Genomic DNA, 20,148 nt, shown 5'->3' with positions numbered 1-20,148 from the left:
CAGCATGTCAAAAAACACACTCCTCATCGGCTCCCGCGGCTCCCACCTCGCCAAAGCCATGGTCCGCGAATTCCTCACCCCCCTACGTGCCGCCCACCCCACCCACACCTTCAAACAGCGCACCATCATGACCAGCGGCGACAAAGACCGAGTCACCAGCCTCCAAGCCCTCGGCAAGTCCCTCACCAGCATCTTCGCCACCCAAGTCGAAGAAACCCTCCTCCGCGGCGAAGTCGACATCGCCGTCCACTCCCTCAAAGACCTGCCCACCGCCCCCACACCCGGCACCCTCCTCGCCATCACCCCCGCCCGCGAAGACCCCCGTGACGCCCTCACCGGAACCCCCTGGGACCAACTCCCCCACGGGGCCCGGATCGGCACCAGCAGCACACGCCGCGTCGCCCAACTCAAACACCTGCGCCCCGACATCACCACCGTCCCCATCCGCGGCAACGTCCCCCCGCGCCTACGCAAAGCCCGCGAACTCGGCCTGTCCGGATGCCTACTCGCCTCCTCCGGACTACGCCGCCTCGGCCTGGCCGACGAGATCGGCACCGACATGGACCCCGCCCTGTACCCACCCTCCCCCGCCCAAGGCATCCTCGGCGTCCAGATCCGCGAAACAGACCGCCATCTCCTCGAACTCCTCCACCCGCTCCACGACCCCGTGTCCCACGCCGAAGCGACCGCCGAACGCTCCCTGCTCGCCGAACTTCACGGCGGCTGCTCCGTGCCCATCGGAGCTCTCGCCCGCGTCACCGGCGACCGCCTGACCCTGGACGCCCAAGTCACCAGCGTCGACGGAACCCGCACCGTCCGCGCCGATACCACAGGCCCCGCCACCAGCGCCGCCGAACTCGGCAAACACCTCGCCCACACCCTCCTCGACCAGGGCGCCGAGGAACTGCTGTCTCAGGTGAGGGCAACACCGCCAACCACATAAGGAGAACCCGGTGACCGTACCCGCCCAGACTCCCGCCGTGGACGAACCCGTAACCGGCCCCAGCCCGCTCCGGGGCCGCCCCGCCGTCCGCCGCTTCCTGCACCGCGACCCTCTCACCTCTACTGACCTGGTGATGCCGATGCTGATCCGGCAGGCCCCCACCGCCTCGCCGCTGCCGACGTTCTCCCTGGACGAGGTCGGCCCGGCCACGGTGAAACTGACTCGGCTCGGCGTCGGCGCGGTGAAGCTGTTCGCGGGCGGGGCCCAACGCAGCGGATCGGAGGGTGACGCGGCGTCTGATGCCGTTCGCGGTATCCGGTGAGTGGGCAGAGATCACCCACTCCGGGCAGAGGCCGGTTGCCGAATACGTTCCGGCGTTGCTGGAGCGGCTGCGGATGTACAAGCGGGCGGGTGCGGGCGCGGTGGTGACGTACTCGGCTCGGGAGGCAGCGAAGCAGGTGTAGCACGCAGCCGCCCGCCACGACGACGACTAACACTCCTAGGGGACCCGCCATGACCAGCCAACCGTGGACCCACGCCCCGCTCTCCGCCCTGGACCTGGAGGGCACCGGAGCCCAGGAGCGTGACCGCGAGGCGATCCTGGAGATCGCGGTGGTGCCGCTGGTGGGCGGGTCCCCTGACATGGGGGCGACTTACGAAACCCTTGTCAACCCGGGGCGGCCTGTGCCGTCTCGGCCGTGGATCAGCCCCGGGCTGACGGACGATGTTCTTCGGGAGGCCCCGCGGCCGGAGGAGGTCGGGCCTGGCCTCCACGAGCGGGTGGCGGGCCGGTACCTGGTGGGCCACAACGTGAGTGTGGACTGGCGGTTGCTCCACCGCCACTACCCGGGGTTGCGTCCGGCAGGGTTGATCGACACTCTGCGGTTGGCGCGGGCCGCCCGGTTGGAGGGCTCCAAGACGTTGGGGGCTGTCCTGGACCGTTTCGGGTTGCGTTCTCGGGTGGACGCGCTGGTGCCGGGTGGGCGCCCGCATCGGGCCTTGTGGGACACGGTGGCGGCGGGGTTGCTGCTTCCGGTACTCGTTCGCGAGGTTGCGCCGCCGGTCGTCTCCTTGGAGTCGTTGCTGCGGGTGGCTTCTCCGTCTGAGAGCCGCGAGATGGGTGAGTTCACTTTGTTCTGATTGCGGTCGCTGGTGTAGCGGACGCAGCCTCCGAGCACCTACAAGCGCCCCACGGAGAAGGGCCGGAACCGGTTGGAGAAAGGACCTGGAGGAGGTGTGGGAGAAGTCGTTGGATGACCAGTTGCGGTGGTCGAACAGCTCGCTCGTGCCGGTGCTGAACCGGGTTCTGAAGGTACGCGAAACGGGCCGGTAGGACCCCGGTTTCGCCCCACGGTTGCCCCACAGGGGTTGAAGGGAGCCTACCGACCCGCACCGTACGGGGTCCTACCTGCTGCTCTCTACTCCCGCGTCGTTCCCAAGGCCATGTAGTCGTACATGGAGTAGCCCGAGTGGTAGTACACGTTGGTCAGGTTCGGCGGGCGGTACAGCACCGTCCGCTCGAACACCGCGGGCAGGATCGCCGCCTGCTCCATCGCCCGCCGGTCGATCTGGGTGTAGATCGAGGCGCGTTCCTCGGGGTCCTCCACGGTGACGACCTCGTCGAACCAGGCGTTGATCTGGTCGTCGTCCAGCTCCGAGATGTTGGCGTTGCCCGCGTCCTGGATGGCGTCGCCGTCCAGGATCTTGCTCATGAACCCGTAGCCGCTCGCCCAGTCCGGAGCCCACCCGTACACGGTCAGGCCCAGGTCGTTGTCCTCCACGAAGGACGGCGACCCGGCCTGGGTGTTGGTGTAGGTGTCCGAGGGGTACTGCTTGATCCGCGTCTCGATGCCCACCCGGGTCAGGGCCTGCTGGAGCGCCTCGGCGGTGCTCACGTCGGAGGGCCGGTCGGCGCGGACGCCGATGGAGGTGGAGAACCCGTCGGGCTCGCCGCACTCCTCCAGTTTCTGCCGGGCCGTGTCCAGGTCGCCCTGGTTGTCCTGGGAGGGGTACAGGTCGATGCCGGGATCGGCGCCCGGCAGCGAGGCGGGCATGATCTGGGTGGCGATGTCGCCCCCGGTGTCTCCGCCCCAGGCCCGCTGGAGGGCGTCGCGGTCGGCGGCGTACATGACCGCCTGTCGGCAGGCCAGGTCGTCCAGGGGTTCCAGGACGGTGCTGATGTTGACGTAGCGCAGGGTGTTGGTCTGCGGGTTGTCGACGCTGTTCCTGCGGGCCTCGTCGGTGATCAGGGTGCCCCGCATGGCGGGCCCCGCCCCGGCCCCGGCCAGGTCGACGTCCAGCTCCCCGGTGGTCAGGCGCTGGTCGATCTCGTTCTGATCCACCCCCAGCTGCACCTCGATCCGGTCCGGCAGCGCCTCGCGGGTCGGGTCGGTGGCGGGGTCCCACTGGTCGTTGCGCACCAGGTTCAGGGAGACGCCGGGCCGGTACTCGCCGTCGAACTTGTAGGGGCCGGAGGAGACGACGCGGCTCTGGTACTGCTCACCGCGGTCGGCCTCGGGCGGGACCGGCGCGGTCTGCGGCTGGATGAGCAGGTACGGGAACTCGGCGAAGGGGTCCTTGAGGTGGAAGACCAGGGTGTGGTCGTCGGGGGTCTCGATCCCGCCGAACCCGGCCAGCGGGTCGTCCTCGTTGGCGTAGGGGCCCTCGTAGTCCTCGCTGTCGGCCAGCAGGTCCTGGAAGTACTTGGGGCCGTTGGGCAGGGCCTGGGCGCCGAAGTTGCCGCGCGCGATGGCGTACTCGATGTCGGGCGCGGTGATCTCGGAGCCGTCCTCGTAGCGCAGCCCCTGCTTGATGGGCACCGTCCACTCGGTGAGGTCCTCGTTGGGCTCGGGCATCGCCGCGGCCAGGTCGGGCTGGAGCTCGGTGCCCTCCTCACCGGGCGCTCCGACGTAGGTGAGCAGGGTGCGCGCGTAGTAGCGGCTGAAGTTCCAGCTGAACGCGTAGTAGGTGTTGCCGGGGTCGGGCGAGTCGAAGTCCGAGGAGATGGCGTAGCGCAGGGTGCCGCCGGTCTGGTCGGAGGGGTTGACCACCTCGGTCTCGCCCTGGTTGAACTCGGCGTCGACCGGGCCGCCTTCGCCTCCGCCCCCGCCGCCCGCGCCTCCGCAGGCGGCCAACAACAGGGCCGCGGCCGTGCCCGCGGCCAGGGACGCGGTCGCCCGGCGGCGTCCGCGGCGCCGGGAGGGAGCCGCGTCTGTGTGGTGGTCGGTGGTCAACCTTGCCTCCTGGTCGGATTGGCTGCTGGGGCCGGTGCCCGGCCCGGGACACGCGACGGGCCCGGCCCGTCAGTCGGAGGAGCGGGGGTCGAAGGCGTCGCGCAACCCGTCGCCGAAGAGGTTGAAGGCCAGGACGGTGACGAAGATGGCCAGCCCCGGGATCAGCACGAAGTGCGGCGCGACGGTGTAGAAGCGCAGGGCGTTGTCCAACATGCCGCCCCAGGTGGCCATGGGCGGGTTGATGCCCACGCCCAGGAAGCTCAGGGCCGCCTCGAAGAGGATGTTGGTGGGGATGAGCAGCGTGGAGTAGACCAGGATCGGCGTGACGAGGTTGGGCAGGATCTCGCGGAAGACGATGTGGGCGCTGCCCGCGCCGAGGCTGCGGGAGGCCTCCACGAACTCGCGCTCCCTGAGGGTCAGGGTCTGCCCGCGCACGATGCGGCCGATGTAGGGCCAGTTGAAGAACCCGATGATGAAGACCAGCACGCCGATGCGCAGGCCGTTGCCGCTCAGGCCGAAGGAGCCGTCGGGGACGACGCCGACCAGGGCGATGGCGAAGAGCAGCAGCGGGAAGGCCAGGAAGATGTCCATGGCCCGGCTGATGACCGTGTCGACCCAGCCGCCGAAGTACCCGGCGACCATGCCGAGGACGGTGCCGATGACCACGCACACCAGGGTGGCGACCGTGGCGACCAGCAGGGAGGTGCGGGCGCCGTGGACGATGCGGCTGAACAGGTCGCGCCCGTTGACGGGTTCCACGCCCAGCAGGTGGTCGAGGCTGATCCCGCCCCAGGGGTCGAGCCCCAGGGAGGGGTCAGCGGGGTCGCGCAGGACGCCGCCGGTGAGCGGGTCGATCAGCTCCTGGTTGAACTGGTTGGGCGGGTAGCCGAACCAGGAGGTGAGCAGGGGCGCGAAGACCGCGACCAGGATGAGCAGGAGGACGACGACTCCCCCGGCCATGCCGATGCGGTCCCTGCGGAAGCGCTGCCAGGCGATCTGGCGCAGGGACCTGTTCGCCGACCCGCGTCCCCCGGAGGCCGCCGCCTCGGGGTCGGCGTGCTGGGAGGACTCGGGCGCGTCCATCGGCACGGACATGTGCACCCCTGCCAGTTGACATGACTTTTCGTAGCTATTGAACTACGAAGAGTTTGCACGAGCCGCACGGGGGTTTCCAGCCTCCGCGCCGGTGTCATCGAACGGTGTCGGGCACGGCCGTGACTGGAGCGGTCCGCCGTTCCCGGGCCGCGCGCGAGGCGGGCGGCCCGGGAACCGCCGGAAGGGCTACCCGGGTCCGGCCGTGCCCCGCCCGGCCACTACTCCGTCGGCCAGCCGCAGCTCCGACCAGGCCCAGTTGCGGCGCAGCCACCGGTCGTGCGAGGCCACCACCACCGCGCCGGGCGCGGTGCCCAGTGCCTCCTCCAGCTCCTCGGCCAGAGCCAGGGACAGGTGGTTGGTCGGCTCGTCCAGCAGCAGCACGTCCGGCGCGTGCCCCACCAGCATCGCCAGCGCCAGGCGCCGCCGTTGGCCCACGCTGAGCCTGCCCACCGGCCGGTCCAGGTCGCGCGGTGCGACCAGGCCCAGGTCGGTCAGGCGGGGAGCCCCGGGCAGGGCGCCGTTGAGCCCCTCGTAGAGCGAACGCGGGGTCCGCTCGGGGTCGGGGAAGACCACGTCCTGTTCCAGCAGGGCGACCGAGGCCCCGCGCCGCCACAGCACCTGGCCCGACGCGGGGCGCAGCCGGTGCCCCAGGGCGTACAGCAGCGTGGACTTGCCCGCGCCGTTGGGCCCGGTGACCAGCAGGCGCCCGTCCGAGGGGACGTCCAGGTGGTCCAGGCGCAACCGGCCCGGCACGACCAGGCCGCGCAGGGTGATCGCCTGGCCGTCGGCCGTGCCCGGGTCGCGGGTCAGCGAAGCGCTGAACTCCAGCGGCCTGGGCGGTTTGCGCACCTGGTCGCGCTCCAGCTCCTCCAGCCTGCCTCGGGCGTTGCGCACCCGGCGCGAGACCTGTTTGTCCACGCGCCCGCCCAGGAAGTCGTAGCCCATCTTGTCGTTGTCCCTCGGGGCGCGGTTGTGCGAGACCTGCCGGGAGGTGGTGCGCACCGCCTCGCGCAGGCCCTTGAGGGTGTCCTGCTCGTCGCGGTAGCGCTGCTCCCAGCGTTCGCGCTCCAGCTGCTTCTCCCTCAGGTAGAAGGAGTAGGCGCCACCGTAGTAGGCGGGACCGTCCACGGCCGGATCCAGGTCGAGCAGGCCGGTGCACACCGCGTCCAGGAACACCCGGTCGTGGCTGGCCAGCACCACCAGTCCCGGCAGGCCGCGCAGGTACCCCTCCAGAAACTCCAGCGCCTGGTCGTCGAGGTGGTTGGTGGGCTCGTCCAGCAGCAGGACGCGCGGGCGGCGGATGAGCAGGGCCGCCAGTCCCAGGCGCCCGCGCTGGCCGCCCGACATCCGCTCCACCGGCCGGTCCGGGCCGATGCCGTCCAGGCCCAGTCCCGCCACCACCAGTTCGGCCCGGCGCTCGGCGTCCCACACCTCCAGCAGTTCGGCCTCGGTCAGCGCCTCGGAGTACTCCCGCAGGGCCTCCCCGTCATCGGGCGAGCCGTCCAGCGCGGCCGCGCTCGCGGTCAACCGCCGCTCCACCCGCCGTGCCGGTTCGAGGGCCTCGGCGATCACCCGGGCCAGGGTCGTGTCCGGGGCGTGGGGCAGCTCCTGGTACAGGAACCCGGTGTCCGCGGGGCGCTCCACCCGCCCGGCGTCGGGTTCCTCCTCCCCGGCCAGCAGCCGCAGGAGGGTGGACTTGCCCGAGCCGTTCTCCCCCACCAAGCCGAGCCGCTGGCCGGGGGCGACGTCGACGTCCACACCGTCGAACACCACGCGGGCGCCGTAGGACCTGGCGAGGTCGCGGGCGCGCAGCAGGGGCGGGCCGGTCGGGACTGTGCGCGGTGCGGACGCGGAGGCGGCGCCGGTCGTGTTGCCGAGGGTCATGGGGTGGACCACCCTTCGTTTCGGGGTGGGCCTCGATGCGCGGGACCGGCTCGCCTGCGCGGCGCGGTCCGGGGACGACACAGAAGTCGTCGACATCGAGACCGCACCGGGGACAGTGGCACTACACGCCGAGCGGGGATCCGGCTCCAGCCACGGTGGGCGAGCCCCGCGCGCTCGGCGGTCGTCGGTCTCGATGTCACATGCGCATGTTGTGCCCAGGCTAACCCGCGGGGGGCGGCACGGGCAACGGAATTACGCGGGTGTCCGGTCAGGTGCGCTGACCGGCTCCGCCGCGCGGCGCCGTGCGCCTGGAGGGGTTCTCTCCCCCTCCCCCCGGCCCCTGCCGGGTACGTTGGCGATCGCCGGCGGACCGGCCCCGCCCGTCCCGGAGGGACACGGGGTTCCTCCGGGACGGGCGGGGCGAGGGGTCGGGCCGCGGCGCGGGCGCCGTCGAGGAAGGGTCCCCCGGGGCGGGCGGGGACGACGGGTCAGGCCGCGGCGCGGGCGCCGTCAAGGAAGAGCCCGACCAGGGTGTGGGCGGCCTGCTCGGGGTCACCCATCATGTCCACGGCGCGGGCCAGGTGCAGGAAGGCGTTGCACAGCACGGCCGGGTCCCGGTCGGCGACCTCGCCTTCGGCCACGGCCGCACGGAAACGCGCGGTCATGGGGTCGAGCAGGGTGGCGGCGTAGGCGTCGCGCACCTCCTTCTGCACGTCCTGTTCGAGCTGGTCCAGCGAGTCGAACAGGTGCTGCTCGAAGGAGGTGGTGGCCCCGGTCGGGTCGGCCACGGCGGTGGTGACGACCGCCCGCAGCTGCTCGGCGAGCCCGCCGGGGGTGTCCAGGGCCAGGGCGAGCTGTTCGCCGCGCCGGGTGATGAAGTCCAGGGCGACGAGCTTGTGCAGGGTCTCCTTGCCTCCGGGGAAGTGGTGGTACAGGGACGGCTTGCGCACGCCGACCTCGCGGGCGACGGCCTCCAGGGAGGCGCCGCGGTAGCCGTGCGCGGCGAAGTGCGCGGCGTAGACGTTCATGGCGCGGACTCGGGTGTCGGTGGACACAGGATGCGACCTCTCGTGTGGTGGGGTGGGTGCGGGCGGGGGTCCCGCCCACGCACATCACCCTACCTACCGTTAGGTAGGGAAGCAAACCACGCCTGTCCCCCGCTCAACGGGCACCGGTTCGCCCGGTGCCGAGAGTCCGCGAGGGCCCGCACCGGACCCAGAGGGCTCGCTCGGAGGGCTCACGTCGGCCGGGGCGGGGCCGCGTCCGTCCCCTGCCTCGCTGGATCTCCCCGTCGGCTGCGTCAGCGCACGGGCTGACCGGGCCGGGCGCTCCTCCGCTCTCGGGGATGCCCGCGAAGGGGCGGCCCGGTGGCGGTGCGACCGGCGCTCTCCGCCGGTCACACCGCCGCCGTGGTCAGTTCCTGCCGCGCATGGAGCGGTAGCGCCGCACCAGGGAGGTGGTGGAGGCGTCCAGGCCGGGCACGTCGGCGCCCTCGGTGAGGGCGGGCTCGACCCGCTTGGCCAGCACCTTGCCCAGCTGCACGCCCCACTGGTCGAAGGAGTTGATGTTCCACACCGCGCCCTGGACGAACACCTTGTGCTCGTAGAGGGCGACCAGCTGCCCGAGCACCGACGGGCTGAGCCGGTCGGCGAGGATGGTCGTCGTGGGCCGGTTGCCCTCGAAGGTCCGGTGCGGGACCAGGTCGGCGGCCACGCCCTCGGCGGCGACCTCCTCCGCGCTCCGGCCGAAGGCCAGTGCCTGCCCCTGGGCGAACAGGTTGGCCATGAGCAGGTCGTGCTGGGGTACCAGGTGCTCGGGCAGGTCGGGGGCCGGGTTGGCGAAGCCGACGAGGTCGGCGGGCACGAACCGGGTGCCCTGGTGCAGCAGCTGGAAGTAGGCGTGCTGGCCGTTGGTGCCCGGTGTGCCCCACACCACCGGGCCGGTCTGCCAGTGGACGGGACGCCCGTCACGCTGCACTGACTTGCCGTTGGACTCCATGTCGAGCTGCTGGAGGTAGGCGGTGAACTTGGACATGTGGTGGCTGTAGGGCAGCACCGCGTGGGTCTGGGCGTCGTGGAAGTTGCCGTACCACACGCCGAGCAGGCCCAGCAGGAAGGGCAGGTTGCGCTCGACGGGGGCGGTCGCGAAGTGGGTGTCCATCAGGTGGAACCCGGCGAGCATCTCCCGGAACCGCTCGGGGCCCACCGCCACCATCAGGGACAGGCCGATGGCGGAGTCGTAGGAGTAGCGGCCGCCCACCCAGTCCCAGAAGCCGAACATGTTGCGGGTGTCGATGCCGAACTTCGCCACCTCCTCGCCGTTGGTGGAGACGGCGGCGAAGTGCCTGGCGATGGCACCGTCGTCGCTGTCACTCCTGAGACCCAGCCCGTCCAGCAGCCAGGTGCGGGCCTCGGTGGCGTTGGTGATGGTCTCGATCGTGGTGAAGGTCTTGGAGGCGACCACGAACAGCGTCGTGGCCGGATCGGCGTCCACGAGCGCCTCGTGCAGGTCGGTGCCGTCCACGTTGGAGACGAACCGGAACTCCAGCCCGCGGTCGGTGTAGGGGCGCAGGGCCTCGTAGGCCATGGCGGGTCCCAGGTCGGAGCCGCCGATGCCGATGTTGACGATCCGGCGCACCGGCTGGCCGGTGTGGCCGAGCCACTCCCGGGCGCGGACCCGGTCGGCGAACTCCGCCATCCGGTCCAGGACCTCCTGGACCTCGGGGACGACGTCGCGGCCGTCGGTGCTGACCACCTGCCCGCGCGGCGCGCGCAGGGCGGTGTGCAGGACGGCCCGGTCCTCGGTGAGGTTGACGTGCTCACCGCCCAACATGGCGTCGCGCAGGTCGGCGACCCGGGTGGCCCCGGCCAGGTCGGCGAGCAGGCGCAGGGTCTCGTCGGTGACGAGGTTCCTGGAGTAGTCGACGTGCAGGTCGCCGACGTCGAGCGTGTACCGTTCGGCCCGGCCGGGGTCGTCGGCGAACAGCTCGCGAAGGTCGGTGGAGCCCCACCGCCCGTGGTGCTCGCGCAGTGCGGTCCACTCGTCCCGCTGGTCCAGGGGAACGCCCGGGCGGGCACGTTCTCCGGTGCCCTCAGCGCGCGGGAGAGGTGTACTGGCAGACATCCGGCGGCTCCTCGTCGGTCGGTGCTCCGGCGGCACGGCGCGGGCGCTCGGCCCGCGCGCCGCCCGCGGTGCGCGGCTGTGCTTGCGACCACAAGCCTCCCACGAAAAACCGGCTCCGCGGAGGTTGTCCACAGGCCCTGTCCGGACTTTCGCGCGCGGCGCGGCACCGGTTCCGGCACGCCCCTCAGCGCAGGCCGCTGCCCTCCTCCTCGCGCTCCCGCCGCAGCACGGCCACCTCCGCGCGCAGCGCCCGCAGCTCGGCCAGGATCACGGCCTGTCCCCCGTCGGGGCCCCCGTCGCCGGGGCCCCCGTCCGTCCGGCCCGCGGAGCCGCCCCCGCCACCGCCGCCGCTCTGCTCGTCGTCCTTCTCCAGTGCCTCCACGGCAACGGCGATGAACAGGTTGAGGGCCACCAGCGTGGACACCAGCACGAAGACCACGAAGAACACCCACGCCATCGGCTTGTGCTCCATCACGTCCTTGGCGATGGTGCCCCAGCCGTCCGCGGTGGCGATCTGGAACAGGGTGAACAGCGACGAGGGCAGGTCGCCGAAGTACTGCGGCGAGACTCCGGCGAAGAGCTCGGTGGCCATGACCCCCGACACGTACAGCAGCAGCATCACCAGGAACAGGATGGACATCATGCCGGGCAGGGCCCGGAACAGGCCCGTGACGACGTGGCGCAGGGTCGGTATCACCGACAGCAGGCGCAGGACCCGCAGCACGCGCAGGACCCGCAGCACGGAGAAGGGGCCGGAGGCCGGAAGCAGCGCGATTCCGACGATCACCATGTCGAACCAGCTCCAGGGGTCGCGGAAGAACGCCCGCCGGTGGGCGTACATCCGCATCCCCAGTTCCAGGACGAACAGGGCGAGGATGGTCAGGTCGACGGCGCGGAGGAGGCCGCCGTAGGAGTCCGTCACCCGGGGTGAGGTCTCCGCGCCGAGGATGACGGCGTTGACGAGGATGAGGGTGATGACGCAGGCCTGGAACCAGGGGGCGTCGACGATGGCTCGAACGCGCTCGCGCACGACAGAGGGGGCTCCGTTCACATATCGGACAGCGCGGCAGAAGCCTACCGTGGGTTACCTTGTCCGGTTCCGCACCCGCCGCTCCCCGCCGCTCCCCGTGGTAGCCCCTGGCGCCCTCCGGTCAGAGCGGGCATGATCGAGGTGAGGGACCGAGCGTGAGGGGGACGCCGGTGACAGAGTCAACCGAGGGCTTCGACGAGGTCGAGGCGCGATCCTGGGATCCCGGATACGACGACGACGTGGACGCGGACATGGACGTGGGGGCCGCGGACCAGGACTCCGCGGTGGCCGACTTCCTGCGGTACTTCCCGGAGGGCCACCGGATCGAGGAGATCGAGGACCACGACGTCCTGGGCATCGACGCGGAGCTGGGCCAGGAACTTCCCGAGCAGGCGCCCGAGACCGGCGGGGAGCGCCCGCCGACCGCCCGGCGCGAGGAGCTGGCGCGGCTGCTGCGGGCCGAGGAGTTCGCCGACAGGGTCCGCGACCGCGGCCGGTGACCCGGCGAAGCGGTGACGCGGTGACGCGGTGACGCTCAGTCGGCCAGGTCCGCGCTGAGCCAGCGCTCCACGCGCAGGACGTGCACGGTCGCGGCGGCCCGGGCGGCGTCGGGGTCGCGCGCCACGAGGGCCTCGTGGATGCGCAGGTGGTCCTCGCGCAGCTTGGCGGTGAGCCCGGCCTCCCGGTGCCCCGCCCACACGCGGGCGTGGAAGGTGCGCGAGGACAGGCCGTCGTTGACCGCGGCCAGGGTGGCGTTGCCGGTGCTGGCCACGATGGCCTGGTGGAAGCCCAGGTCGGCGGTGACGGTGTCGGCGCGGAAGGTGTCGTCCCCGCCCTCGATCCTCTCCAGCAGGGTGCCGATGCGGTCGAGGTCCTCGGCGCTGGCGCGCGCGGCGGCCAGGGCGGTGGCGGCGGGTTCGAGCATGCGCCGCACCTGGAGGACCTCCAGGAGGGTGCGCCCCTGGGAGACCTCGGCCAGGACGGAGAAGGTCTCCAGCAGGTCGGCGGGGCGCAGCGCGGTGACGTAGACGCCCGCGCCGTGGCGGGACTCAAGGACGCCGAGCGTGGTCAGGGAGCGGATGGCCTCGCGCATGGAACTGCGGGACACCCCGAGCTGCGCGGACAGGTCGCGTTCGGTGGGCAGGCGCTCCCCTGGCCCGACCTGCCCGTCGGCGATCATCGCCTTGATCCGGTCGGCGGCGCGCCGGGTGACGGTGGTGCGCCCGACGTCGGGGTCGCTCACGGAATTCCTCCAGTCTGCGCGGTGGTCCTCTTGTCCGGCTCGTCTGTCGGCCTGACGGAGCGGGGACGGGGCGCTCACGTGACTCACGCCACCGTCACCCCACCAAGAGATCATACCAATTCACCATCGCCTCACCCCACATCGCCCTTTTTGCTCTCCTTCTTGCCCAGATGCTTCCCGTCGTGCAAAAGTGGTCCGACCACCCCAGGTTCGTGGCGAGCAGTTCCGCCATGGCAGCGCACCGCGTAAGCCGCCCCGGCGGGTCCGCACGCGCGCCGGTCGGCGGGGCACGAAGGAGGCACATGCGGATCGCGCTGTTCATCACCTGCGTCAACGACACACTCTTCCCCGACACCGGGCGGGCGGTCGTGCGCCTCCTGGAACGGCTGGGGCACGAGGTGGTCTTCCCCGAGGGCCAGACCTGCTGCGGGCAGATGCACTACAACACCGGCTACCGGCGCTCGGCGAGCCGTCTGGCCGTGCGCTTCGTGCGCACCTTCGAGGGCGCCGACGCCGTCGTGGTCCCCTCCGCCTCCTGCGCGGCCATGGTCCGCGACAACTACCCGCGGCTGGGTGCCAGCGAAAGCCGCCTGTCACGCAAGGTGGCCGACCTCGCCCCGCGCGTGTACGACCTCACCGAGTTCCTGGTGGACGTGCTCGGCGTGACGGACGTGGGCGCCTACTACCCGCACAAGGTGGCCTACCACCCCACCTGCCACGGGCTGCGCATGCTCGGCCTGGGCGACCGCCCCTACCGGCTGCTGCGCGCCGTGCGCGGCCTGGAGCTGGTGGAGTTGGCCGGGGCCACCGAGTGCTGCGGTTTCGGCGGCACGTTCGCGGTCAAGAACGGCGACGTGTCCTCGGCCATGGGCGCGGACAAGGCCCGCCACGCCGTGGAGACCGGCGCCGAGGTGCTGTGCGCGGTCGACAACTCCTGCCTGATGCACATCGGCGGCACCCTGTCCCGGCAGCGGTCGGGGATGAGGGTGGCGCACCTGGCCGAGATCCTGGCCAGTACCGAGAAGGAGGGCGCTTCCCGATGAGCGCGACGTTCCTGGGCATCCCGCCCTTTCCCGAGGCCGCCGCGGGCGCGGTCAACGACGCCCGGCTGCGGCACAACCTGCGCAGGGCCACCCACACCATCCGTGACAAGCGCGCCGCCGTCGTCGACGAACTGCACGAGGACTGGCAGCGCCTGCGCGCGGAGGGCGCCGCGGTCAAGGAGCACACCCTGCGCCACCTGGACCGCTACCTGGAACAGCTGGAGGAGTCCGTCCAACGGGCGGGCGGACGGGTGCACTGGGCCTCCGACGCCGCCGAGGCCAACGAGATCGTCACCCGGCTGGTCCGGGCCACCGGCGAGACCGACGTGGTCAAGGTCAAGTCGATGGCCACCCAGGAGATCGAGCTCAACGACGCCCTCGCCGCCGCCGGGATCACCGCCTACGAGACCGATCTGGCCGAGCTGATCGTGCAGCTGGGCGAGGACCTGCCCTCGCACATCCTGGTGCCCGCCATCCACCTGGGCCGCGCCCAGATCCGCGAGATCTTCCTGGAGCAGATGGCCGAGTGGGGCGTGCCCGCGCCACGGGGCCTGACCGACGACCCCCGGGCGCTGGCCGAGGCGGCCCGCGTGCACCTGCGCGAACGCTTCCTGCGCACCCGCACGGCGATCTCGGGGGCCAACTTCGCGGTGGCCGACAGCGGCACGCTCGTGGTGCTGGAGTCGGAGGGCAACGGACGCATGTGCCTGACCCTGCCCCAGACGCTGATCTCCGTGGTCGGCATCGAGAAGATCGTGCCGACCTGGTCGGACCTGGAGGTGTTCCTCCAGCTGCTGCCGCGCTCCTCCACCGGCGAGCGGATGAACCCCTACACCTCCACCTGGACCGGGGTGACGCCGGGCGACGGCCCCCAGGAGTTCCACCTGGTGCTGCTGGACAACGGCCGCACCGACGTGCTGGCCGACACCGTGGGCCGCCAGGCGCTGCGCTGCATCCGCTGTTCGGCGTGCCTGAACACCTGCCCGGTCTACGAGCGCACCGGCGGGCACTCCTACGGTTCGGTCTACCCGGGACCGATCGGCGCGATCCTCACCCCGCAGCTGCGCGGGATGTCCTCGCCGGTGGACGAGGCGCTGCCCTACGCGTCGTCGCTGTGCGGGGCCTGCTACGAGGTGTGCCCGGTGGCCATCGACATCCCCGAGGTGCTGGTGCACCTGCGCGAGGAGGTCACGGAGCGCTCCGGGCACGCGGGAGAGAGGGCCCTCATGGCGGGCGCCGAGGCGGTGCTGTCCTCCCCGCGGACGCTGCGCGCGGTCCAGCGCGCGGCGGGGCTGGGACGCCGCGCGGTCCCGCGCCACCTGCCGGGCCTGGCGGGGGCCTGGACCGACACCCGGGACGTGCCCGACGTTCCGGCCGAGTCCTTCCGCCAGTGGTGGGACAGGCGCGGAGGGGAGGGCCGATGAGCAGCCGCGAGCGGATCCTGGCCAGGGTCAGGAGGGCACTGGCCGACGTGCCCGCCGATGAGTCGCCGGTGCGGGAGGCCGGGCGCGGCTACGCCGACAGCCACGGCGTGGGGCCCGCGCTGGAGGTGCTGGAGGACCGGCTGCTGGACTACCGCGCGATGGTGCGCCGGGTGAGCTCAAATCGCGTGGCCGCCGAGGTGGCCGCCGCGCTGGAGCGCCGCGGGGCGCGGCGGGTGGTCGTCCCGGCGGACGCCCCGCCGGAGTGGTTCGCGCACGCCTCCGCCGAGCGGCTGCCCGACTCCCGTGAGGAGCCGCTGGCGGTCGCCGACCTCACCGGTGTGGACGGCGTGGTCACCGGCTGCTCGGTGGCCATCGCCGAGACCGGCACGATCGTCCTGGACGGCGGGCCGGGCCAGGGGCGCCGGGCCGTCACCCTGGTGCCGGACTACCACCTGTGCGTGGTGCGCGCCGACCAGGTGGTGGACGGGGTGCCGCAGGCGGTCCGGCTCCTGGACCCGTCGCGCCCGCTCACCTGGATCAGCGGTCCTTCGGCGACCAGCGACATCGAACTGAACCGGGTGGAGGGGGTGCACGGCCCGCGCACCCTGGAGGTGCTGCTGGTGGAACCGGCGGTTTGAACCCGTTGACGGTGGCCGCCCCGTGGGCGGAGGCGTGGTCCGGCGGAAGCGGTCCCCGAACCCGCTGGTGGAGGCCTTCGGGGTAGGGCTGTCCCCACCCCCTTCCTCCGGGAGACCCCCGGGGAAAGGGGGTGGACGCCCCGATGGCGCCGCACGGGCCGCCCTTCCTAGCGTGGGCGGTGACCACGACGGCACCGAACGACGGGACACCATGCCCCCTTCACCGCACCCATCCCCCGCCCCTTCCGTCCGCGCGCTCCGGACCGGTACCGCCCTCGCCGCGGCCGCCGCGCTGGCGCTGCCGATCTCCCTGGCCGCCGCCGGAACGGCCGCGGCCGACACCGGGCCCTCCGGCACCGCGCCCGCCGACGCCCCCCGAGCCGCCCTGCCCGAGCCCACCGGGGACCATCCGGTGGGCAGGACGACCCTGCACCTGGTGGACGGGGAGCGCGAGGACGTGTGGGTGGGCGGGCCCCGCCAGCTGATGGTCACCCTGTGGTACCCGGCGCGGGTGGACGCGGGCCGACCCGCGCCCTACATGACCGAGGCCGAGTCCGCGGCCATGGTCGCGGAGCTGGGACTGGATCTGCCCGCCGACTTCATGCACAGCGGGGTGCGCACCTCCTCCCGCCTGGACGTGCCGCCCGCGCGCACCCGCGACGGGTTCCCGCTGGTGGTGCTGTCCCCCGGCGCGGGCATGAACCGGACCGAGCTGTCCTCGCTGGCCGAGGAGCTGGCCAGCCACGGCTTCGTGGTGGCCGGGGTGGACCACGCCCACGAGGCCGCGCCCGTGGAGTTCCCCGACGGGTTGATCACCGAGTGCACCGGGTGCCAGAGCGGCGAGTGGGCCCTGGGGGCGGTCAACCGGGCCGAGGACGTCTCCTTCCTCCTGGACCGGCTCACCGGATCCGACCCCGCGTGGCGGTGGTCGCGGGTGATCGACGCCTCCCGGATCGGGATGGCGGGGCACTCCTGGGGCGGCACGGCCACCGCCGAGACGCTGCGCTCCGAGGAGCGGGTGGACGCCGGGATCAACCTGGACGGCCCCTACTATCCGCCCGTGGTGGAGGAGGGGCTGGACAAGCCGCTGGCGCTGATCGAGAACGACCAGGGCAACTCCTGGGACGGTGTCGAGCAGATGTGGCCGCGCCTGGAGGGGTGGCGGCAGTGGATCCGGCTCGACGGTTCGGGGCACTCCAACAGCATCGACCGGGGTGTGCTGATGGAGCAGCTCGGCCTGACCGGCCTCCTCACGCCAGAGCAGTGGCGGGCCCAGTTCGGTGACCTGCCGGTCGAGCGCGGCCTGGAGCTGGTGCGCACCTACAGTCTGGCGTTCTTCGACCACCACCTGCGCGGCGGGGAACAGCCCCTGCTGGAGGACCCCGAGGCCTTCCACCCCGAACTGGTCGTGGTCGACCCCGACGAGGGGTAGCCGCCGCGGGCCCGGCCGCCGGTCCCGTCCGGGTCCGCGCGGTCGGGGATCGGCGCGTCACGGGCTCCGGTGCGCTGGAAACCGGCGTGTCGGAGGACGCGACACCCCAGGTCGGCCGCCGCGTCCCCTGCGACGAGGGGGAACACCGGGTGTCGGCCCCAAGGGCCGGGGTAGTCGCCTCCCATGGCTCTCGTGTCGGTTCTCGGTCTGCTGCTCGCCGTGCTGATCGTCTGCGACGCCGCCGTCACCGTCCTGCACCCGGACTCGGAGGGAGTGCTGGCCGGGTGGATCCGCAAGGCGGTGTGGCGTTCGGCGGTGCTGGCGAGCGCGCGCCTGCCGCGCTCCGGGGGATGGCTGCTCAGCCTGGCCGGGCCGGTGATCCTGCTGGCGACCTTCGCCGCCTGGGTCGTGGCACTCACCCTCGGCCTGGCGCTGGCCGTGTGGCCGATGCTGGAGGAGGAGTTCCGGGTCCGGCCGGGGCTGCACCCCGTCGGCTTCCTCGACGCCCTGTACTTCGCCGGCGGCACCGTCCCGGTCCTGGGCTACGGCGACATCACCCCTCTGTCGACCGGGGCCCAGCTGGTCTCGCTGTTCGGCGCGGCGGTCGGCTTCGCCCTGTTCACGGGTATGGCCACCTACGCCATCCAGGTCACCAGCGGTGTGTCCACACGCAACCGCTTCACGCTGTCGCTCCATGACGACGCACGCGGCCGGGGCGGCGTCACCATGTTCGCCGAGTCCCTGACCCTGGACGGCGTGGACGAGGCCCGTACGCGCTGCCGGAGTTGGACGGAGAGTCTGCGCGAGGTCGCCGAGACGGTGCACCGGTACCCGTTGGTGGCGTTCACCTACCGGTCGCGCCACGACGAGTACGATCCCGAACCCGCTCTGCACCGTGTCGCCGAGGCGACGGTGGCCGCCCTGGTGGCGAGCGGGCGCGAGCCCTCGCTACGCGTGTCGGCCGAGTCGCTGCGCCTGGCGCTGACCCGCCTCCAGCAAACGATCGCCGCCACCTACCTGGACGACGACGTCACCCGGCGGCTGGAGGATCCCAGGCCGACCGAGCACGATCGGCAGGCCGTGCACACGGTCGAGTGCCTCCTGCGGGCCCGTCTCCACGGCCGCGGACCCGGCGCCGAACCCGACCCGGACCCCGGGGAGGGCCGCCGCGCCGTGGCCGAGACGGTCTACCGCTGCCGGGTCTTCCTCGACGGCCTGCACGAGTGGGCGCGCGTCGAGACTCCCCCGCGCGAGTGGGACGCCCGCTGACCGCGGGCCGTGCGGCCGGTCAGTCCCGCGGCCGCCAGTCGGCCAGCAACCGCTCCAGGGCGTCGGGCTCGGGCTCGGCGCGCTCCCGCGCGAACGGCGCCTGGTAGCGGGCCCCGGCGCCGCGCGGAACCCGGCGGGGCCGCGGGGCGGGAGCGGTCACAGGCCGCTCCTCCCGTGCCCGCTCGCCGTCCTCCCCCGCCAGGGGCGCCTGGTAGCGGGCCCCGCGCGGGGCGGGACCGCGCTTCCTGCGCAGACGCCGGAGCACCGGGACCGGGGCGCGCTCGCGCACCGGCTCTTCGGGCCCGACGCGCTCCCCGGTGACGGTGAACCACACCGGCAGCTCCTCCAGGCCGTGCACGGCCAGGGACGCGCGCCAGCGCAGCTCCTCGGGCTCGACGGCCAGGACCATACCGCGCAGCCGGTCCACGGCGGTGTCGATGGCGGTGCGCGCCAGCTCGCGGGTGAGGCCGGTGGCGGGACAGCGGTGGGCGCCCGCGCCCCACGCCAGGTGGGAGCGGTCGCCCGCCAGGGCCATCGCGTCGTCGCCGCGGGAGACCGACGGGTCGGTGTGCGCGGAGGCGAGCCCCAGCAGCAGCGGCTCGCCCCTGCGGACACGGACCCCGGAGAAGCGCAGGTCGGCGACCGGGTAGCGCCCGGAGAGCATCCGGATCGGGGAGTCGGTCCACATCACGTAGTCAACGAAGTCCTCGGGGGTGAGGGTGCCGCCCAGGTAGGCGGTCCACACGCCCGGGTCCTCCAGCAGCCGGAGCAGGGCGTTGCCGATGAGGTGGGTGGTGGGCTCGTGCCCGGACTCCCACAGCAGCGTGAGCGCCCCGACCGCCTCGTCGTCGGTGAGCCCGGAGGGGTGGGCGAGCAGCCAGCTGGCCATGTCCTGCCCCGGGGCGGCGCGCTTGCGCGCGACCAGGCCCGCGAAGTAGGAGCGAACCGCGGTGGCGGCGGGACCGGCCCGGCCGGGCTCTCCGCTCCACAGCCGCGGGGCCAGGTCGGCCAGCAGGCGGCCGTAGGCGTCGGGCAGGCCGAAGAGCTCGTTGAGGACCAGGGCGGGCAGCGGGGCGGCGAACCCGCCGATGAGGTCGGCGGCGCCGTCGGCCGCGACCCGGCCGAGCAGGTGCACTGCGGCGCGTTCGACGACGGGAACCAGCCGGGGTGTGCCCACCCTGGCCAGGGTGTCGACGGCGGCCGCGCGCAGCCGCCGGTGCTCCTCGCCGTCGCGGGCCAGGGCGGCGCTGCGGGCGGGCGCGGCGCCCTCGGCGCCCCATGGGCGCGGGTCGGCGGAGAAGAGGGTCTGGTCGCGCAGCGCCTGGAGGTTCTCCCGGTAGCCGAGCAGGAGCCATCCGGGCACGCCCGGGCCCACCTCGACCGGGACCAGGCCGCCGTGGCGGTCGCGCAGCGCCTCCCAGGACGTGTCGGCGCCCGTGCTCCCGTGCAGGGGGAGGGCGACCGGGCAGCGGGCACCGCCGGCCCCGGTTGACGGGGGGTCGTCGCGGCCGTCGGTCCCGGTTCCCTGGCGCATGGAGACTCCTCAGTGGCTGCGGATGCGAGGCGACGGTACGCGCCCCGTGTTTCCGCCGTGCTTCGGACAGGAAAGCTCCGCCTTTCCGGACAGGGCACCCGGTGCCACGGAGGGCCAAGACGGGATTACCCGTCACGGAGCCCAGAGGAGCCGGTGTCGCCGCACCGGTGACGTTCGTGCTCCTTCCTCCCTCCGGCCGGGGGTGTCCCCCGCCACCGCCCTCCGGGACTCACGCCCGCCCGCCGCGGACCCGCCGG

Annotated in this window: 18 protein-coding genes; 10 read left to right on the top strand and 8 right to left on the bottom strand. The window is 72.8% G+C overall.

Going from position 1 to position 20,148, the window contains the following annotated elements; translation table 11 throughout:
• The 4 genes from hemC to ACSIH6_RS12570 all read left to right on the top strand — a co-directional run.
• Positions 1-943 (top strand): hydroxymethylbilane synthase (gene hemC / locus ACSIH6_RS12585; RefSeq protein WP_435108438.1); only part of this gene is annotated, 943 nt, incomplete at its 5' end.
• A gap of 10 nt (positions 944-953) precedes the next feature.
• Complete coding sequence (locus ACSIH6_RS12580) at positions 954-1,265, top strand: hypothetical protein (protein WP_435108437.1); 312 nt, start codon at positions 954-956, stop codon at positions 1,263-1,265.
• Positions 1,243-1,407: a porphobilinogen synthase gene (locus ACSIH6_RS12575; protein ID WP_435108436.1), complete on the top strand. Its 165-nt coding sequence runs from the start codon at positions 1,243-1,245 to the stop codon at positions 1,405-1,407. Before ACSIH6_RS12580 ends, ACSIH6_RS12575 begins: the two co-directional genes overlap by 23 nt.
• A gap of 49 nt (positions 1,408-1,456) precedes the next feature.
• Positions 1,457-2,083 carry a 3'-5' exonuclease gene (locus ACSIH6_RS12570; protein WP_435108435.1) on the top strand — a complete coding sequence of 209 codons (627 nt, stop codon included), beginning with the start codon at positions 1,457-1,459 and terminating at the stop codon, positions 2,081-2,083.
• A gap of 278 nt (positions 2,084-2,361) precedes the next feature.
• On the opposite strand, the gene ACSIH6_RS12565 is transcribed toward ACSIH6_RS12570, so the two are convergent.
• From ACSIH6_RS12565 to ACSIH6_RS12540, 6 genes are all read right to left on the bottom strand, one after another.
• Positions 2,362-4,176 (bottom strand): ABC transporter substrate-binding protein, encoded by a 1,815-nt coding sequence (locus ACSIH6_RS12565; protein WP_435108434.1) that lies wholly within the window; start codon positions 4,174-4,176, stop codon positions 2,362-2,364.
• 69 nt (positions 4,177-4,245) lie between these two features.
• Positions 4,246-5,271, bottom strand: coding sequence for an ABC transporter permease (locus ACSIH6_RS12560; protein WP_435108433.1), 1,026 nt, complete (start codon positions 5,269-5,271; stop codon positions 4,246-4,248).
• Between the two features lie 186 nt (positions 5,272-5,457).
• Positions 5,458-7,155, bottom strand: a complete 1,698-nt coding sequence (locus tag ACSIH6_RS12555) for an ABC-F family ATP-binding cassette domain-containing protein (protein ID WP_435108432.1) — start codon at positions 7,153-7,155, stop codon at positions 5,458-5,460.
• Positions 7,156-7,643: 488 nt separating this feature from the next.
• A complete protein-coding gene (locus ACSIH6_RS12550) occupies positions 7,644-8,210 on the bottom strand; it encodes a TetR/AcrR family transcriptional regulator (protein ID WP_435108431.1) in 567 nt (188 codons plus the stop codon).
• 358 nt (positions 8,211-8,568) lie between these two features.
• On the bottom strand, positions 8,569-10,278 hold the full coding sequence (gene pgi / locus ACSIH6_RS12545; protein ID WP_435108430.1) for a glucose-6-phosphate isomerase: 1,710 nt from the start codon (positions 10,276-10,278) through the stop codon (positions 8,569-8,571).
• A gap of 184 nt (positions 10,279-10,462) precedes the next feature.
• Positions 10,463-11,308, bottom strand: coding sequence for an ion transporter (locus ACSIH6_RS12540; protein WP_435108429.1), 846 nt, complete (start codon positions 11,306-11,308; stop codon positions 10,463-10,465).
• Between the two features lie 170 nt (positions 11,309-11,478).
• Here ACSIH6_RS12540 and ACSIH6_RS12535 point away from each other — a divergent pair, with 170 nt between their 5' ends.
• Complete coding sequence (locus ACSIH6_RS12535; RefSeq protein WP_435108428.1) at positions 11,479-11,808, top strand: hypothetical protein; 330 nt, start codon at positions 11,479-11,481, stop codon at positions 11,806-11,808.
• Positions 11,809-11,843: 35 nt separating this feature from the next.
• On the opposite strand, the gene ACSIH6_RS12530 is transcribed toward ACSIH6_RS12535, so the two are convergent.
• The gene (locus ACSIH6_RS12530; RefSeq protein WP_435108427.1) at positions 11,844-12,551 is read right to left on the bottom strand and encodes a FadR/GntR family transcriptional regulator; all 708 of its coding nucleotides are present in this window, start codon (positions 12,549-12,551) and stop codon (positions 11,844-11,846) included.
• Between the two features lie 302 nt (positions 12,552-12,853).
• Here ACSIH6_RS12530 and ACSIH6_RS12525 point away from each other — a divergent pair, with 302 nt between their 5' ends.
• From ACSIH6_RS12525 to ACSIH6_RS12505, 5 genes are all read left to right on the top strand, one after another.
• Positions 12,854-13,594: a (Fe-S)-binding protein gene (locus tag ACSIH6_RS12525; RefSeq protein ID WP_435108426.1), complete on the top strand. Its 741-nt coding sequence runs from the start codon at positions 12,854-12,856 to the stop codon at positions 13,592-13,594.
• Positions 13,591-15,018 carry a lactate utilization protein B gene (locus ACSIH6_RS12520; protein WP_435108425.1) on the top strand — a complete coding sequence of 476 codons (1,428 nt, stop codon included), beginning with the start codon at positions 13,591-13,593 and terminating at the stop codon, positions 15,016-15,018. Before ACSIH6_RS12525 ends, ACSIH6_RS12520 begins: the two co-directional genes overlap by 4 nt.
• A complete protein-coding gene (locus ACSIH6_RS12515; protein ID WP_435108424.1) occupies positions 15,015-15,656 on the top strand; it encodes a LutC/YkgG family protein in 642 nt (213 codons plus the stop codon). Before ACSIH6_RS12520 ends, ACSIH6_RS12515 begins: the two co-directional genes overlap by 4 nt.
• A 211-nt stretch (positions 15,657-15,867) precedes the next feature.
• Positions 15,868-17,088 carry an alpha/beta hydrolase family protein gene (locus ACSIH6_RS12510; protein ID WP_435108423.1) on the top strand — a complete coding sequence of 407 codons (1,221 nt, stop codon included), beginning with the start codon at positions 15,868-15,870 and terminating at the stop codon, positions 17,086-17,088.
• A gap of 183 nt (positions 17,089-17,271) precedes the next feature.
• The gene (locus tag ACSIH6_RS12505; RefSeq protein WP_435108422.1) at positions 17,272-18,357 is read left to right on the top strand and encodes a potassium channel family protein; all 1,086 of its coding nucleotides are present in this window, start codon (positions 17,272-17,274) and stop codon (positions 18,355-18,357) included.
• Between the two features lie 19 nt (positions 18,358-18,376).
• Here the strand turns inward: ACSIH6_RS12505 and ACSIH6_RS12500 are convergent, their stop codons facing one another.
• Positions 18,377-19,891: a cytochrome P450 family protein gene (locus tag ACSIH6_RS12500; protein WP_435108421.1), complete on the bottom strand. Its 1,515-nt coding sequence runs from the start codon at positions 19,889-19,891 to the stop codon at positions 18,377-18,379.
• Positions 19,892-20,148 lie beyond the last annotated feature (257 nt).

The sequence above is a fragment of the Nocardiopsis synnemataformans genome, from assembly GCF_965343085.1.
Classification (GTDB): Bacteria; Actinomycetota; Actinomycetes; order Streptosporangiales; family Streptosporangiaceae; genus Nocardiopsis; species Nocardiopsis alborubida.
Note: the sequence above shows the minus strand (reverse complement) of the source record. Positions and strands in the feature narration are given on the sequence as shown.